At 57.1% G+C, this 14,315-nt stretch carries 14 protein-coding genes and 1 tRNA gene; all 15 read right to left on the bottom strand.

Annotation, left to right across the window (positions count from 1 at the left end):
• Positions 1-13: 13 nt before the first annotated feature.
• Positions 14-90 (bottom strand) — tRNA-Met (locus AB7E65_RS01780).
• Positions 91-155: 65 nt separating this feature from the next.
• Entirely contained in the window at positions 156-902 is a 747-nt protein-coding gene (locus AB7E65_RS01775) for an SPOR domain-containing protein (RefSeq protein WP_320360840.1), read from the bottom strand.
• A gap of 15 nt (positions 903-917) precedes the next feature.
• Entirely contained in the window at positions 918-2,582 is a 1,665-nt protein-coding gene (gene argS, locus AB7E65_RS01770) for an arginine--tRNA ligase (RefSeq protein WP_072285973.1), read from the bottom strand.
• 231 nt (positions 2,583-2,813) lie between these two features.
• Entirely contained in the window at positions 2,814-3,170 is a 357-nt protein-coding gene (locus AB7E65_RS01765; RefSeq protein ID WP_072285974.1) for an FtsB family cell division protein, read from the bottom strand.
• A gap of 85 nt (positions 3,171-3,255) precedes the next feature.
• A complete protein-coding gene (locus AB7E65_RS01760) occupies positions 3,256-3,561 on the bottom strand; it encodes a ComEA family DNA-binding protein (protein ID WP_072285975.1) in 306 nt (101 codons plus the stop codon).
• 147 nt (positions 3,562-3,708) lie between these two features.
• Entirely contained in the window at positions 3,709-5,808 is a 2,100-nt protein-coding gene (locus tag AB7E65_RS01755) for an LPS-assembly protein LptD (protein ID WP_072285976.1), read from the bottom strand.
• On the bottom strand, positions 5,805-7,073 hold the full coding sequence (locus tag AB7E65_RS01750) for a bifunctional folylpolyglutamate synthase/dihydrofolate synthase (RefSeq protein WP_428745160.1): 1,269 nt from the start codon (positions 7,071-7,073) through the stop codon (positions 5,805-5,807). The genes AB7E65_RS01755 and AB7E65_RS01750 overlap by 4 nt, the downstream gene beginning before the upstream one ends.
• A 3-nt stretch (positions 7,074-7,076) precedes the next feature.
• Positions 7,077-7,925, bottom strand: coding sequence for an acetyl-CoA carboxylase, carboxyltransferase subunit beta (gene accD, locus AB7E65_RS01745; RefSeq protein WP_320360836.1), 849 nt, complete (start codon positions 7,923-7,925; stop codon positions 7,077-7,079).
• Between the two features lie 175 nt (positions 7,926-8,100).
• Entirely contained in the window at positions 8,101-8,775 is a 675-nt protein-coding gene (locus AB7E65_RS01740; protein WP_320360835.1) for a uracil-DNA glycosylase, read from the bottom strand.
• Positions 8,772-10,067, bottom strand: coding sequence for a DEAD/DEAH box helicase (locus AB7E65_RS01735; protein ID WP_320360834.1), 1,296 nt, complete (start codon positions 10,065-10,067; stop codon positions 8,772-8,774). Before AB7E65_RS01735 ends, AB7E65_RS01740 begins: the two co-directional genes overlap by 4 nt.
• A gap of 178 nt (positions 10,068-10,245) precedes the next feature.
• Positions 10,246-10,887 carry a phosphoribosylanthranilate isomerase gene (locus AB7E65_RS01730; protein WP_072285981.1) on the bottom strand — a complete coding sequence of 214 codons (642 nt, stop codon included), beginning with the start codon at positions 10,885-10,887 and terminating at the stop codon, positions 10,246-10,248.
• A gap of 90 nt (positions 10,888-10,977) precedes the next feature.
• The gene (trpC, locus tag AB7E65_RS01725; protein ID WP_072285982.1) at positions 10,978-11,769 is read right to left on the bottom strand and encodes an indole-3-glycerol phosphate synthase TrpC; all 792 of its coding nucleotides are present in this window, start codon (positions 11,767-11,769) and stop codon (positions 10,978-10,980) included.
• A complete protein-coding gene (trpD, locus tag AB7E65_RS01720) occupies positions 11,766-12,824 on the bottom strand; it encodes an anthranilate phosphoribosyltransferase (RefSeq protein WP_428745159.1) in 1,059 nt (352 codons plus the stop codon). The genes trpC and trpD overlap by 4 nt, the downstream gene beginning before the upstream one ends.
• Before the next feature lie 24 nt (positions 12,825-12,848).
• On the bottom strand, positions 12,849-13,415 hold the full coding sequence (locus AB7E65_RS01715; protein WP_072285984.1) for an anthranilate synthase component II: 567 nt from the start codon (positions 13,413-13,415) through the stop codon (positions 12,849-12,851).
• A 1-nt stretch (position 13,416) separates the two neighbouring features.
• The coding region (locus AB7E65_RS01710) for an anthranilate synthase component I family protein (RefSeq protein ID WP_428745158.1) at positions 13,417-14,315 on the bottom strand (899 nt) is incomplete at its 5' end.

Genomic DNA, 14,315 nt, shown 5'->3' with positions numbered 1-14,315 from the left:
CCTTTGAATGTTTTGGTAGCGGGGGCAGGATTTGAACCTGCGACCTTCGGGTTATGAGCCCGACGAGCTACCGAACTGCTCCACCCCGCGTCAAGAAGATGAACTATACGCTTTTAGCTGGCACATGTCAACCCCTTGAGGATACTACTTTGCATCTAGCGTTTTTTCACCAGGGGGGCATTTGCCAGACGCGCCGCTTTCAAAGTGGAAGCAGCTCCGTCGGCAGCTGACCGAGAGGCAAATGGTCCAACATACACACGATACCAGATCCCCTTGGCTCCAAGATCGGTTTTTTCCACGTAGGCGGCGTAACCGCTTTTCGCTAAACGAGAACTGAGATCCTGGGCACTGGCCTGCTTCTGTACCGAAGCGACCTGAATGATGAACCCACCACCGGATGATGTCACCGGAGCGCTGGCCGTGACGGGCCTGGGTGACGGAGCCGTAACCGGCTCTACCTTGGGTGCGGAAACCTTGGGTCGGGCTTCCGCTACGACCGGCTTAGCCACTGCGGACGGCGGCTGGAGCGCGGAATCTCGCGACTTATCTACGCGAGCAGGAGTCACCTCGGCAGGCTGGGGCGGAAGGTTGATGCCACTGCCCATGGGAGGCTGCGTTCCTTCGGGAAGTGTTTCGTAGAAGGTCAACGCCGGATTCGCCGCTGGTTCTTCGGCAGGGGCTGTGGCCGCCCCGGTTTCGGTTCCGGCCTCCGGCACGGCTATGGCGATACGCCCGGAAGTCGTCAGATCCTCCTTCACGATGACATTATCCTCTCCGCTGCGACCAACCATCACGCCCAGCCCGTAGCTGACCAGGGAGATGATCAGTCCCAGAACGATCAGGACCATCGTCTGTTTTTTTTCAAGGCGCCTCTGTGAGCGGGATACGACCTGACGATTCATGACTTTTCCTCCTGTCTACATCCGCTCGGGAGCGGAAACTCCGAGCAAGAGCAACGCGTTACGCAGAACAATCCGCACACAATTGACCAGATAGAGCCGGGCACGGCTAACTTCGGGATCCTCGACCAGCACCCGGCCCTTATTGTAATAACTGTGAAAGCGCGCAGCCAGTTCCTGGAGATAGAAAACCACCCTGTGGGGTTCGAATTGTGCAGCGGCCCCATCGACGACTTCGGGGTAGCGAGACAGAAGCCTGGCCAGCGCCAGCTCATCCTCGAGAGCAAGAACCTCGAAATCAACCTTGCCCATCTCCGGAACAGCCAGACCCTGCTCCACGGCATTGCGGTTGATGCTGCAGACCCTGGCATGGGCGTACTGAACATAAAATACCGGATTTTCGTTGCTCTGTTTTTTTGCCAGTTCAAGATCGAAATCGAGCTGACTATCGGAACGGCGCATCAGGAAAAAGAACCGGCAGGCATCTCGGCCAACCTCGTCGATAACCTCGCGCAGCGTTACAAATTCACCGGAGCGGGTACTCATCGCGACCTGCTGGCCATCCCGCAACAGATTGACCAATTGTACCAGAATAATCTGCAGATCCTCCGGATTGCGTCCGAGGCCGGCAAGCACAGCCTTCATGCGGGGAACATAACCGTGGTGGTCAGCCCCCCAGACGTCGATAACCATATCAAAGCCGCGCTCGAATTTTTCCTTATGATAAGCCACATCCGAGGCGAAGTAGGTCATGACACCATTGGAACGCACCAGCACGCGGTCCTTGTCATCTCCGAAATCCGTGGTGCGAAACCAGATTGCCCCTTCCTTTTCGTAGGTCAGGCCACGCTCCCTGAGAAGGGCGATGCCTCGATCCACTGACTGCCGATCGTAGAGGCTCTGTTCACTGTACCAGTTGTCAAAGCGCACTCCGAAGGCCGCCAGGTCTTCCTCAATGCCTTCACGAATCTTTCCGCCGCCCTGTTCCGCGAAAAAACGCAGGGCTTCTTCCTCGGGCAAATGCTGTAGACGATCCCCTTCACGCTCCAGAATTTCCCGTGCAAGATCGATAACATAAACACCCTGGTAACAATCCGTCGGAAAATCGACCGTCTCACCGAGCAACTCCAGATATCGCAACATGAGGGATCGCCCCAACGTCAGCATCTGATTACCGGCATCGTTGATATAGTATTCGCGCTGCACCTCATAACCGGCGGCGGAGAGCACTGCGGCCACCGCATCGCCAGTAGCCGCACCCCGCCCGTGTCCGATATGCAGAGGCCCGGTTGGATTGGCACTGACAAATTCCACCTGGACCTTGCGCCCGGCGCCGGAATGAGTTCGGCCGTACTGCTCACCCTGGCGCACCACTTCGTCGAGGACCCCGAACCAGCATCGTGGCGAGAGATAAAAGTTGATGAATCCCGGGCCAGCGATGTCGACCCTGTTCCACATTCCAGCACCTTCTCCGAGTGCCGCCACGATGGCCTCGGCGACTTTGCGCGGAGCTTTTTTTTCCGCTTTTGCAAGGATCATGGCAACGTTGGTGGAAAAGTCGCCGTGCTCGGCATGGGCCGGCACTTCCAATCCGATCTCGGGGATCTGCCCGGAATGCAGCTGTTGCTGATCGAAGCAGGTTTGCAAGGCCTGACCAATGTACTGACGCAACCGTTCTTTCATGAAAGCTACTTTCTGTATGGGAATATTTACAGGCCGCGGAGATGCTGCCCCATTGTCCTCTCCGGCATGGGTAGAAACCCGCGGGAAAAGTCCTTGCGGCGCCCGCCGGGCCGCATTTTCAAACGTCGTATGTTAGCCTTGCGGCTACGCTCCTGTCAAGCCGGTGCTATGCCCATAAAAAAACCCGGCCGAGGCCGGGTGAAGCTTTTTCCTTTTCGCAGCAAGCCCATCTCAGGGTAAAGTTCCAGAGTTGCCTGCCGTACCGGAAGACGGGGGGGCCTCACCGGGAAACTGGTAAACGATCTCCCCGTCACCGACCATGCCCAACTCCTTGCGGGCCAGAGTTTCAATATATATGCGGTCTGTCTTGAGTTTGCTGATTTCGGTCTTCAGGTCGCTGATTGTCTTCTGTTTTTCGGCAACCTGCTGCTCCAGGTCGACTTTCTGTCGACGCGACTGCAACATGCGCAGAACACCCTTTTCGCCAAACAGCGCAGCCGCCAGAATAAAGAGAATGATGGACACAGGCAGCCATGGGATCCGACGGCCCGAACCACTTTCGCTGGATGTATTTTTAGTGGCTGCCATGCGCGTGCTCCTGCCAAGGCTCGCACCAGAGTTTACCAGATAAAAGCCGGATCGGCATCCATGGATGCCGGCATTTGGAAAACAATCAGTTCAGGGAAATCCGCCCGCGAATCTTTTCAAGGGTCTGTTTTCCGACGCCTTTGACTTTAAGCAGATCTTCCACCCTGGTGAAAGGGCCGTGCGCCTGACGGTAATCCACAATACGCTGAGCCGTCACCGCGCCAATACCGGGCAGGGCCCGCAGTTGCTTAACGCCGGCATTGTTGACGGCGACCATGGATACAGCCGCCGACGGCGCTTTCTCGGATGCGGCCGGAGCTGAAAAAGCGGCCCCGGGTGCAACAATGAGAAAACATACCACCACCAACAGCCAGTTTACCAGTACTTTCATCGTGCCTCCTTACGGTTGATAGATGCCGACAGCCCGCATGCCCGTCAGAAATATAAACGGGCACATTGTTGTTAACATCTTTTCATATTATCCGTCAATGAAATTTTACACATCTTCTGCAAGGAGAAGGCACGCTACAGGCACCGATTACAAGGTTTCATCCAGCCGGCTGCCTGGATGCGAAGTCTTGCCGATGCCGGTCAGAGCAAAGCTGAATGATATTTCCTGCTCATCGCGGCGGTCCCGCCAGGATAGAAACAGACTCCAGCATTGGGCACGGTATTCCAGATTGAGAACATTTTCCAGGGTTACGCTCGAGTCGAGCGAATAACGTTGTTCGTAGTTGATATAAACAGGTTTAAGCCAGGCCAAATCCAGGTTGGCGCTCAGATACTCCTGCTCGTCACGCCAGTATCGATACCGCAGCGCCAGGCCATTGCCCCGGCCGTCCTCCAGTCCACCCTCGGCATGAAAGGTTGCCAGACCGCCGCCGCTGGTGGCAAGACGCGAATCGATATCCAGGTAACTGTGCCGCGTCGGGCGGACGACAAGTTCGGTACGCAGAGCACTCCAGCGCTCGGCTTCATCCCGCTGCGGCGCCAGCAGATCGCTGTGATCGGATCGGGAAATATCGTACTCCTGGGCCAGGCGCAGATAGAGGTATTCATGATAGTCAACCTGGCCCTGTTCCGATTCCTGTCGTGCGATAAGGCGGTTAACCAGGCCGTAACTGACAGTATTGCGCCGGCCGATGAAATCCTCAAACTCAAGTCGAGGCAGATCCTCCTGATCGACGCCGGGCACATATTCGTAGATAATTTCGGGTTGCAGCACGTGCTGAAGCTTACGGACGACTTCACCATCGACAGCATAAACCCGGCTCAGGCGGGTTCCGAGGCGCAGGCTCGCATCCGGCACACCTTTGTGTTCCTGCTCGCCATCCCAGGCATAAACTCTCTCGAGATAGCCCATGGAGGCCCCGATTTCCAGCCAGCCGCCCGGATTGAATTGCGCGGATATTTCCGGGCGCAAGCCGATGCGACCGACCTTCTCTCCCTGTTTTTTCCAAAGATACGCAGCTGAAGAATCGAGTCGAAAATAAAACGGTGTGTAGCCAAACCGGCGGCGCAAGATATCGAAGCGCACCTCTGGCAGGCGCTGTAAAGTCAGATCGTCATCAACCGGCAGTTCCTCGTCGTCCTCATTCAACTGACGCAGATAGCGGAACTGGCCGGCAAGATTGGCATTGCCCCAATGCCGGCTGGCGGCGATCACCGATTCGGCACGAGCGCGATTATATTCACCGGCCACCTCACCGAAATCGGAAAAATAGCGGCGGCTGCTGACATACTGGGCATCCGCGGTCAGCCATATCTGCCCCGGCAAGGTCCCCATATGCTGCCAGGCAAGAGCAACCTGATCGCTGTTCCCGTCCAGACCGGACACATGGTACAACTTGGCCTGGCCATCGTTGTCGTGTCCCAGGAAATATCGGTACTCTACCCCTTTACCCACACCGAGCCGCGAATAATAATCGAGAAAAAAGGTCGCATCCATGTGGCGGTCGAGGACCTGATAATAGACCAGGGAAAGCTCCGTGCCACGTTTGTCCGACAGGCCGAAGCGCGGAGTCAGAAAGCCGGATTCCCGCTCGACCTTGACCGGGTAGCCCATGACCGGAAGATATAATACGGGCACATCGTAAATATGGAAAAATACGTGCCTGGCCCAGGCATAACCACCGACAGTCACATCCAGCTGCCGGGCACTGAATTTCCAGGAAGGACGTTCGCCATCGCAGGTGGTAAAAGTGCCATCGGCGATGCGGTACTGATATTTTCCGAGCTTTTCGATCTCGCTGCCCGCCACGTGAAAATTCGGTTTCGGCAGGAAAATACGCCCATTGCGAACCGAACCGACATCGCTGTCAATATTGAGGGTCAGAGCCTCGCCGCTAACCACGGCTTCCGGATCCAGCAACCGCACATTGCCAAAGGCCTGGGCATCGCCGGTTTCTTCATTGAATTGCATGCGGTCCGCGGCAAGGGTTGCTTCCCCCCGGCGCAGATGAACATCTCCCTGGGCCTGATAAACCCCTTCCTTCTGATCGAAAACCAGTTCATCGGCTTCAAGCGCAATAGGCAGGGGAGCTTGTTTTTCCTCGACGGCACAGGCAGGGCCACTGCCGCACAGGATACTTGCCAGTAGCAGCACCGCCACTTTCATAACAGGGAAAAAGTCTTTCACCGGGTCCTCTCCATATTCATCAAAAAATCCCGCACTTCGCCAACCAGAAACAGGGAGCCCGCCACCAGCACAACTTCCCCCTTTTCACAATCGGCCAGAGCCGCTGCCACAGCCTCGGCAGAAGATTCATGGACAGCGGCAGGAACCCCTGCGCGACGCGCTATTTGAACCAGTTTATCGGGTTCGACCGAGGGGGCAACCGGCGGCACGGTCGCATACAAGCGAAGCGTATGGGGAAGCAACGGGGCAAGAAGCTCATCGGGGTTTCTCGGCGCTTTGATCCCCGCCACCCAACGCACTTTGCCAAGGCCCAGATCCTCAAGATAACGCGCCAGCGCCAGGGCCCCGCCCTGGTTGTGCGCACCGTCGAGCAACACATCCGTATCTCCACGCCACCATTCGAGCCGGCCCGGCCAACGCACGTTTTCCACCCCGTCGCGCAAAGCCTTTACCGGCAAGGGCAGGCCGTGATCGCGCAACACTGTGGCGACAGCCAGCGCGACCGCAAGATTCTGGCGCTGATGGCCCCCTTCAAGACCGGGACGCAGATTCTCGACAAACAGGTCGGCATGATGAAAATCGAAGCACGGCGGATGCTCGACAATCCGATAATCACGATTCCAAAGACAGACCGGAGCATTGCTTTGCTCGGCCCGTGCCAACAGGACACGTTTGGCTTCAGGTTGCTGAGGGCCTATGACCACCGGCACCTGCGGCTTGATGATGCCGGCTTTCTCCCCGGCGACAGCGGCCAGGTCCGGGCCAAGATGTTCAGCGTGATCCATACACACGGGAGTTATGACGCTGACTTCGGGCATTACAGCATTGGTGGCGTCGAGGCGTCCCCCCATGCCGACTTCCAGCACCGCAAAGTCGACCCTTTCACGGTGAAAATGCAGCAGCGCCATGGCAGTTGTAAATTCAAAAAAGGTAACCGGCAGGGTACCAACCACGGCGCGCACCAGATCGACAAGCGCCACCATATCGGGTTCGGGGATCGCCCGACCGTCGATCCGTATGCGTTCAGTAAAGGAATGCAGATGGGGGGAGGTATACAATCCGGTGCGCAACCCGGCCGACTGCAGCATCAAGGCCGTGGCCACCGATACGGAACCCTTGCCATTGGTGCCGGCCACATGGACGATGCGCATCGTCCGCTCCGGGTGCCCCAGGCGGGTCAGCAGGGTCTGGATATTGCTCAGTCCCAGCTTGATGCCGAAGCGTTGCAGACCATACAGGTAATCCAGACTCTGTTGATAATCCATAGGTTATTGCTTCATGAAAATATGCAGTATCTGCGACAGGCGCGCCTTCATTTCGGGACGGCGCACGATCATATCCACCATGCCGTGCTCCAGCAGGTATTCGGATCGCTGAAAACCTTCGGGCAGTTTCTGCCGAATGGTCTGCTCGATAACACGCGGGCCGGCAAACCCGATCAGGGCGCGGGGTTCGGCCATGTTGATATCGCCGAGCATGGCGAAACTCGCCGTGACGCCGCCGGTGGTCGGGTCGGTCAAAACCGAAACGAAAGGCAGGCCGGCTTCCTTGAGCCGGGCCAGAGCCGCACTGGTCTTGGCCATCTGCATAAGCGACATGATGCTTTCCTGCATGCGCGCGCCACCGGAAGATGAAAAAACCAGGCAGGGACAACGGTTTTCAAGGGCTTTCTCCGCCGCCCGTGTGACTTTTTCACCGACCACGGATCCCATGCTGCCACCCATGAAGGAAAAGTCGAATACGGCGACCACCACCGGCAGGGAGTCGATCGTTCCCTCGCCCCAGATCACGGCGTCATTCAGGCCGCTGTTGTTGATGGCCGAACCGATGCGATCCCGATAACGCTTGCCATCCTTAAAGTCGAGAAAATCGACGGAACGCATGGCGGCATCGCGTTCGGCAAAGGAACCATCGTCCAATACCAGGGCAATACGCTCACGCGCCGAAATCCGAAAATGGTAATCGCATTTGGGACAGACGTTCTGATTGCGTTCGATCTCCTTGGCATAAATAATTTCATTGCAATGGGGACATTTTCGCCAGACCCCCTCAGGCATTTTTACCTTTTTGCTTTCGACAGGCACAATTGGCGCCTTTGATTTTTTAAACCAGGCCATCTCTCACCTCGTTGTCGTCTCCATCCAGGTGTCCGGATGCGAAACGATGAGTTTCGGAATCGGCAGACAGCGCCCCGGATCCCGCATCGGGCCACCGAGGGAGCCCTCCGGTCGAATGGCAACTCCCGCACTGATCAGTCAAAAAACGTAACTTTATGAAAGACTCAAAGCGATTTCAACCGTTTTCTGCCAGAATACGTACCTGCCGAAGCAAATCCATAAACATCTTTGCATTGATCCGCCCCGTATTCACATTGTAGCGGCTGGTATGGTAGCAGGCGACGACCCAAAGCCCGGTCGGCAACTGGTAGCATGCTGCATGCGCAAAGGGATAATCGGCAGCTCGCTCAACAATTCCGGACTCCTGGCACAGACGCAGGTAACTGTCAAAAGCCCCACGGCCCAGAGCCATTACCACCTTCAGATTCTTCAGGCGCTTCTGTTCCGCGGCCAGAAAGGGCCGGCATTGTCTGAATTCGATATGCTGCGGTTTGTTTTGTGGCGGCACACATTTAACCGCATTGCTGATATAAAGATCCTGCAGCGTCAGTCCGTCTCCAGAGTGTTCGGCTTGCGGCTGGCTGGCAAAACCTGCGGCATGCAACAACGGATACATGAAATCTCCCGCGCCATCCCCGGTAAACGGCCGGCCGGTACGGTTGGCGCCATGCGCACCCGGCGCCAGGCCCAGCAGAAAAACCCGCGCGGCGGGATCACCGAACCCGGGCACCGGCCGATTCCAGTATTCCACGCGCTGCCGCCCCTTCGCCGGCTCAAGTTCGCTCATATAACCAGCCAGCCTGGGACAACGGTTACAATCCGAAAGTTTTTCCAGATCGTAACCGCTCACGGCTTGTCTTTTTCCGAAGCCTGCGATGAGGTCTTCCTGGTTCGCCCTGACGGGCGCCGCCGCCGTGGCCTGTCCTTGCCGGCGCCTGTGGCAGGGGCCCCTCCGCGGGGCCGGACGGGCTTTTTGGCCGCAGGTGTGTAGGATTTGAAATCATGGCAGAAATCGCTGTCTTCGGGGAACACGGAGGGAACCCGATGGCCAATATAGTCTTCGATGTCGGCCAGGTAAAAAACGGTATCCTCATCGGCAAAACTGATGGCCTTGCCGGCAGCACCCGCGCGCGCCGTGCGCCCGACGCGATGCACGTAGTCTTCACGGTCCTGGGGCAGATCGTAATTGATGACATGGGTAACGCCGTCGACATGGATCCCCCGGGACGCCACATCGGTGCCGACGAGGAAATGAATGCGGCCTTCCTTGAAATCGTCCAGGATGCGCATCCGCTTTTTCTGGGGGATGTCACCGGAGATGAGGGCAGCCTTGAAGCCGTTGGCCCGCAAACGACCGGACAGACGTTCGGCTTCCCGTTTTGTATTGACAAACAGCATCACGCAGGTTGCCGGTTCCTTTTTCAGCAGCCCCATCAACAGGGCAAACTTTTCACGGCGCGCAACATGGTAGAGCACCTCTTCAATCTGTTCGGCCGTAACCATTTCCGGCGCCACTTTGACTTTTTCGGCAAGGTTCATGAACTCATAGGCAAGTTCCATCACCCGCTGGGACAAAGTGGCTGAAAAAAGCATGGTCTGTCGACGTTCGAAGGGCGGCAATTTACGCAAAATATACCTTAGATCCCGAATAAATCCCATATCGAACATGCGATCCGCTTCGTCTATGACGAGAGTCTGAATACTGCCCAGAGAAACGGCGCCTTGCTTGGCATAATCGATAAGACGGCCAGGCGTTGCGATGATGATATCCACGCCGCCGTGCAGGGCCTGTCGCTGCTTTTCATAATCGACACCGCCGAAAATCGGTTGAATGGTAAAATTACTGAAGCGCCCAAGTCCGGTGGCATCTTCGGCAATCTGCACAACCAATTCCCGGGTAGGAGCAAGAATCAGCGCTCGCGGCGCCGTTGGTTTCGGACAGGGCTCGGCAATCAACCGGGCAAACAGGGAAATCAGAAATGCGGCGGTTTTGCCGGTGCCGGTCTGCGCCTGCGCGGCCACATCCTTGCCATCGAGCGCCAGAGGGATGGATTGTTCCTGCACTGGAGTCAGGACGGTAAAACCCATGGCATCGATGCCCTGTTGCACCTGCTGGGGAAGATCGAGTTCGGTAAACTGCATAAAATTTTCCTATGGCTGGCCTCCGCCCGAAATGGACGGAAAAGCTTCCTGTGTTTGAGATATGAAGGATTAGAAAAGAGAACCCATTGGACAGCCGATCATCGCCCCGGGTGGAAAAATTATTCGGCGGGAAGTGATCGCAGCCCGATTTCCGGTGGGTACAGACCGGGCGTTCACCCTATGCTGATGCGCCGCAATTGCGAACGCTTTTAACTTTATGAATGAAGGCCGCCACTTTGTGCGGATCCTTGATGCCGGGTGCCTGCTCCACCCCGCTGGAGACATCAACGCCATACGGCCGTACCCTGGCTACCGCTTCGGCCACGCAATCTGAATCGAGGCCACCAGCCAGGATAACGGGATACTCCCGAGCGACCCGTGCCGCAAGCTGCCAATCGCAGCGATGCCCGGTACCGCCGAACTGGTCCGGAACGTATGCATCGAGAAGAATCGCCCTCGCGGGATAGCTGTCCAGCCGGTCCAGGATTTTTTCATCGCGCAAGCGCAACGCCTTGATTACCCGATAGGGAGCCAGCTGACGACAGATGGCAGGGGACTCGTCACCGTGCAACTGAATGACATCCAGCCCGCAGAAATCGGCAATTTGCCGCACCTGCCCGACCTCCCGATTCACGAAAAGCCCGACAGTTGTCACGAAAGGCGGCAGTGCTTCGACAATTTCCCGCACCCGCGCCGGTTCAACATGGCGTGGGCTGCGTTCATAAAACACGAATCCGAGCGCATCGGCACCACAACGCGCGGCATGTATTGCGTCATCGATGCGGGTTATGCCGCATATTTTAATCCTGGTCGGATTCACGTTTTTTCACCTTCAGAGGCCCGAAGCGACAGGCGGTGTCGATCGCGACGCCCGAACCGGCCTCCCTTACAAATCTGTGCCGGGCAGTTCTCAAGCAAGAGAATCGCCCAGCAACATAGCCAGCTTGCCTTCAATATCCTGTTCGCGCACCAGACTTTCGCCGATCAAAAATGCATCGGCACCAGCACGTTGCAAACGACAGATGTCTTCACGACAATGTATACCGCTCTCGGAGACCACCAGCCGGTCGGCCGGGACGCTCGGCAAAAGTCGCTCCGTCACCGCCAGGTCGGTATGAAAGGTTTTCAGATTCCGGTTGTTGATGCCGAGCATCGGCGTCGGCACCCGCAACGCACGCTCCAGCTCCGCCTGGTCATGCACCTCCAGCAGCACGTCCATTTTCAGCTCCGCGGCCAGACCGGCCAGATCGGCCAGGGCCCCATCGTCCAGCGCGGCGGCGATCAGCAAAATGGCATCGGCACCACATATCCGAGCCTCATAAACCTGGTAAGGATCGATGATAAAGTCCTTGCGCAGCAAGGGCAGTCGGACCGCATGCCGGATAGCGGCCAGATAATCGATCCTCCCGAAAAAAAACCTCGCATCGGTGAGCACGGACAGGCAGGCAGCCCCCGCGCGCTGATAACGGCATGCGATATCCACGGGGTCGAAATCAGCGCGGATCACGCCCTTGGAAGGTGACCCTTTTTTAACCTCGGCAATTACCGCCGTGCCATTCTGAGCCCGCCTTCGCAAAGCTTCTGAAAAAGGTCGAATCGCGTCGCATTCCTGCAGCCGGGCCTGCAAATCCGCCAGCGGCAGCACCTGCCGGGCCGCCTGAACCTCCCCGGCCTTATGCGTCAGTATCTTGTCGAGTATCACGTCTGCGTCATCCTGATCAATGCGTTGAGTTTTTCCATTGCCCGGCCCTCGTCGATGGCGGCGGCGGCCATACACAGGCCTTTCCCGATGGAATCGGCCATGCCGGCGGCAACCAGCGCGAAAGCACCGTTCAACAGGACAATGTCGCGCCGGGGACCTTTGTCGCCACGCAGTATCGCACGCACGAGCTCGGCGTTGCACCGGGCATCGCCTCCGGTCAGATCTTCAAGGCGGCAGCGCTTCAGGCCAAAGTCTTCAGGGGTGATCGTTTTCAGCTGAAAAACGCCATCGTCAATATCGGCAACACGCGTCCCAGCGGTGAGGGTCACCTCATCCATGCCATCCAGCCCGTGGACGACAAATCCCCGTCGGCAGCCCAGCCGACACAACACCTCCGCAAGCGTGGGCACCAGGTCGTCCTTGTAAACTCCAAGCACCTGGCGGTCGGCACCAGCCGGATTGGTCAGAGGGCCGAGAATATTGAAAATCGTACGGATGCCGATTTCCCGCCGCGGGCCTATGGCGTAACGCATGGCCCCGTGCAAAGCCGGCGCGAATAGAAAACCGATGCCGGTCTCGGCGATACAATGTTCCACCGTTTGCGCACTGACATCCAGGCTGACGCCAAGGGCCTCCAGCACATCGGCGCTGCCACACAGCGAAGAAACGCTGCGGTTGCCATGTTTGGCGACTTTCACGCCGCAGGCGGCCACGACAAACGCAACCGTCGTTGAAATATTGAAGGATTTCGTACCACTGCCGCCGGTACCGCAGGTATCGAGAACAGCTGACATGGTCTCCTGATCAAGATTGATCTCTTCGCGGTCGATGTCCAGTACCTTGCCGACCCTTACCGGCGTCGCATGGTCACGCATGACCCGGGCCGCACCGGTAATCTCATCGACCGTCTCCCCCTTCATGCGCAGTGCCACGATAAAAGCCCCGATTTGGGCGGAGGTGGCCTCCCCTCCCATGATCAGGTTCATGACTTCAATCATGTCCGCTTCGCTGAGATTCTCCCCTTCAACGACACGGGCGATAGCCTGTTTGATCATAGCAGCGAGCCTCGGAATACAGCATCATCCAAGATGCAGAAAGTTTTGCAGCAGATCCTTTCCCGCCACGGTAAGGATGGACTCGGGGTGGAACTGAACGCCCCACAGGGGCAACTGGCGATGGCGCAACCCCATGATTTCTCCGTCCTCGGTCCATGCCGTGATCTCAAGACAATCGGGGAAGGTGGCACGCTCGATGACCAGGGAATGGTAGCGGGTCGCGTCAAACGGATTAGGCAAACCGGCAAACAGTTCCCGACCATCGTGATGGATGGGGCTGGTCTTGCCGTGCATGAGGCATCCGGCCCGAATGATGTTTCCACCGAAGGCATAGCCGATGGACTGGTGACCGAGACAAACTCCCAGAATCGGTAGTTTGCCGGCAAGTTGCTGGATAACTTCAACCGAAATGCCGGCTTCCCTGGGAGAACATGGCCCCGGAGAAACCACCAACCGGTCGGGCCGCCGCCGAATAATCCCTGCAATATCAATCTGATCGTTGCGGTACACCTCAACCTCCTCGCCAAGTTCAGCGAAGTACTGCACGAGATTGTAGGTGAAGGAATCGTAGTTATCGATCATCAACAACATGTCAATCGAGCCCCCTGCAAGCCATTTCAACAGCCTTCATGGCACCTCGTGCCTTGTTCAGCGTTTCCAGATATTCGGACTCGGGATCGGAATCGGCTACAATACCGGCGCCGGCCTGCAGATGAATTTTTCCATCATGAACCACCAGCGTACGGATGGCGATGGCCATGTCCATATTGCCGGAAAAGGAAAAATACCCTACCGCACCACCGTATATCTCGCGACGGCAAGGCTCGAGTTCCTCAATGATCTCCATGGCACGAATTTTGGGCGCGCCACTCAAAGTTCCAGCGGGAAAAGTCGCCGACAACACATCAAAGGCGTTCAGACCCTGGGCAAGCCTGCCACGGACATTGGATACAATATGCATGACATGGGAGTAGCGCTCAATGACTTTCAATTCGCTGACCTCCACCGACCCGGGGCAACAGACACGACCGAGATCATTACGACCCAGATCAACCAGCATAATATGTTCGGCCAGTTCTTTCGGATCCTCGAGCAGTTCCTGTTCCAGCGACAGATCTTCTGCCGGGGTGCGCCCGCGCGGGCGGGTCCCGGCAATGGGCCGAACTTCGGCCATGTCGCCTTCCTTGCGGACAAGCACTTCGGGAGAGGCACCAATCACCAGGGTTTCCCCAAAGCGCAGAAAAAACATGTAGGGAGAGGGATTCAGCGTGCGCAAGGCCCTGTATATATCCAAAGGCTCGCAGTCACCTATTTTTCCGGAAAACCGCTGGGACAGGACCACCTGAATGATATCGCCGGCCCGGACATACTCTTTGCATCGTTCCACAGCCTGGACGAATTGCTTGCGGGTAAAGTTGGATGTAAACTCGACAGGTTGCATGCTGCCACCCGGGACAGTGGCAGGCAAGGTCCGGCGCAATTTTCCCACAA

Source organism: Syntrophotalea sp., assembly GCF_050253115.1.
In the GTDB taxonomy this organism is placed as follows: Bacteria; Desulfobacterota; Desulfuromonadia; order Desulfuromonadales; family Syntrophotaleaceae; genus Syntrophotalea; species Syntrophotalea acetylenica.
The sequence above is the reverse complement of the archived record's forward strand: the minus strand, read 5'-3'. Positions and strand labels throughout refer to the sequence as shown.

Excerpts from the sequence above, each read along its gene's own strand:
- AB7E65_RS01775 (WP_320360840.1), bottom strand. The coding sequence starts at position 902 with ATGAATCGTCAGGTCGTATCCCGCTCACAGAGGCGCCTTGAAAAAAAA.
- trpD (WP_428745159.1), bottom strand. The coding sequence starts at position 12,824 with ATGATCAAACAGGCTATCGCCCGTGTCGTTGAAGGGGAGAATCTCAGC.
- accD (WP_320360836.1), bottom strand. The coding sequence starts at position 7,925 with ATGGCCTGGTTTAAAAAATCAAAGGCGCCAATTGTGCCTGTCGAAAGC.
- AB7E65_RS01750 (WP_428745160.1), bottom strand. The coding sequence starts at position 7,073 with ATGGATTATCAACAGAGTCTGGATTACCTGTATGGTCTGCAACGCTTC.
- AB7E65_RS01760 (WP_072285975.1), bottom strand. The coding sequence starts at position 3,561 with ATGAAAGTACTGGTAAACTGGCTGTTGGTGGTGGTATGTTTTCTCATT.
- AB7E65_RS01735 (WP_320360834.1), bottom strand. The coding sequence starts at position 10,067 with ATGCAGTTTACCGAACTCGATCTTCCCCAGCAGGTGCAACAGGGCATC.
- AB7E65_RS01715 (WP_072285984.1), bottom strand. The coding sequence starts at position 13,415 with ATGTTGTTGATGATCGATAACTACGATTCCTTCACCTACAATCTCGTG.
- argS (WP_072285973.1), bottom strand. The coding sequence starts at position 2,582 with ATGAAAGAACGGTTGCGTCAGTACATTGGTCAGGCCTTGCAAACCTGC.
- AB7E65_RS01765 (WP_072285974.1), bottom strand. The coding sequence starts at position 3,170 with ATGGCAGCCACTAAAAATACATCCAGCGAAAGTGGTTCGGGCCGTCGG.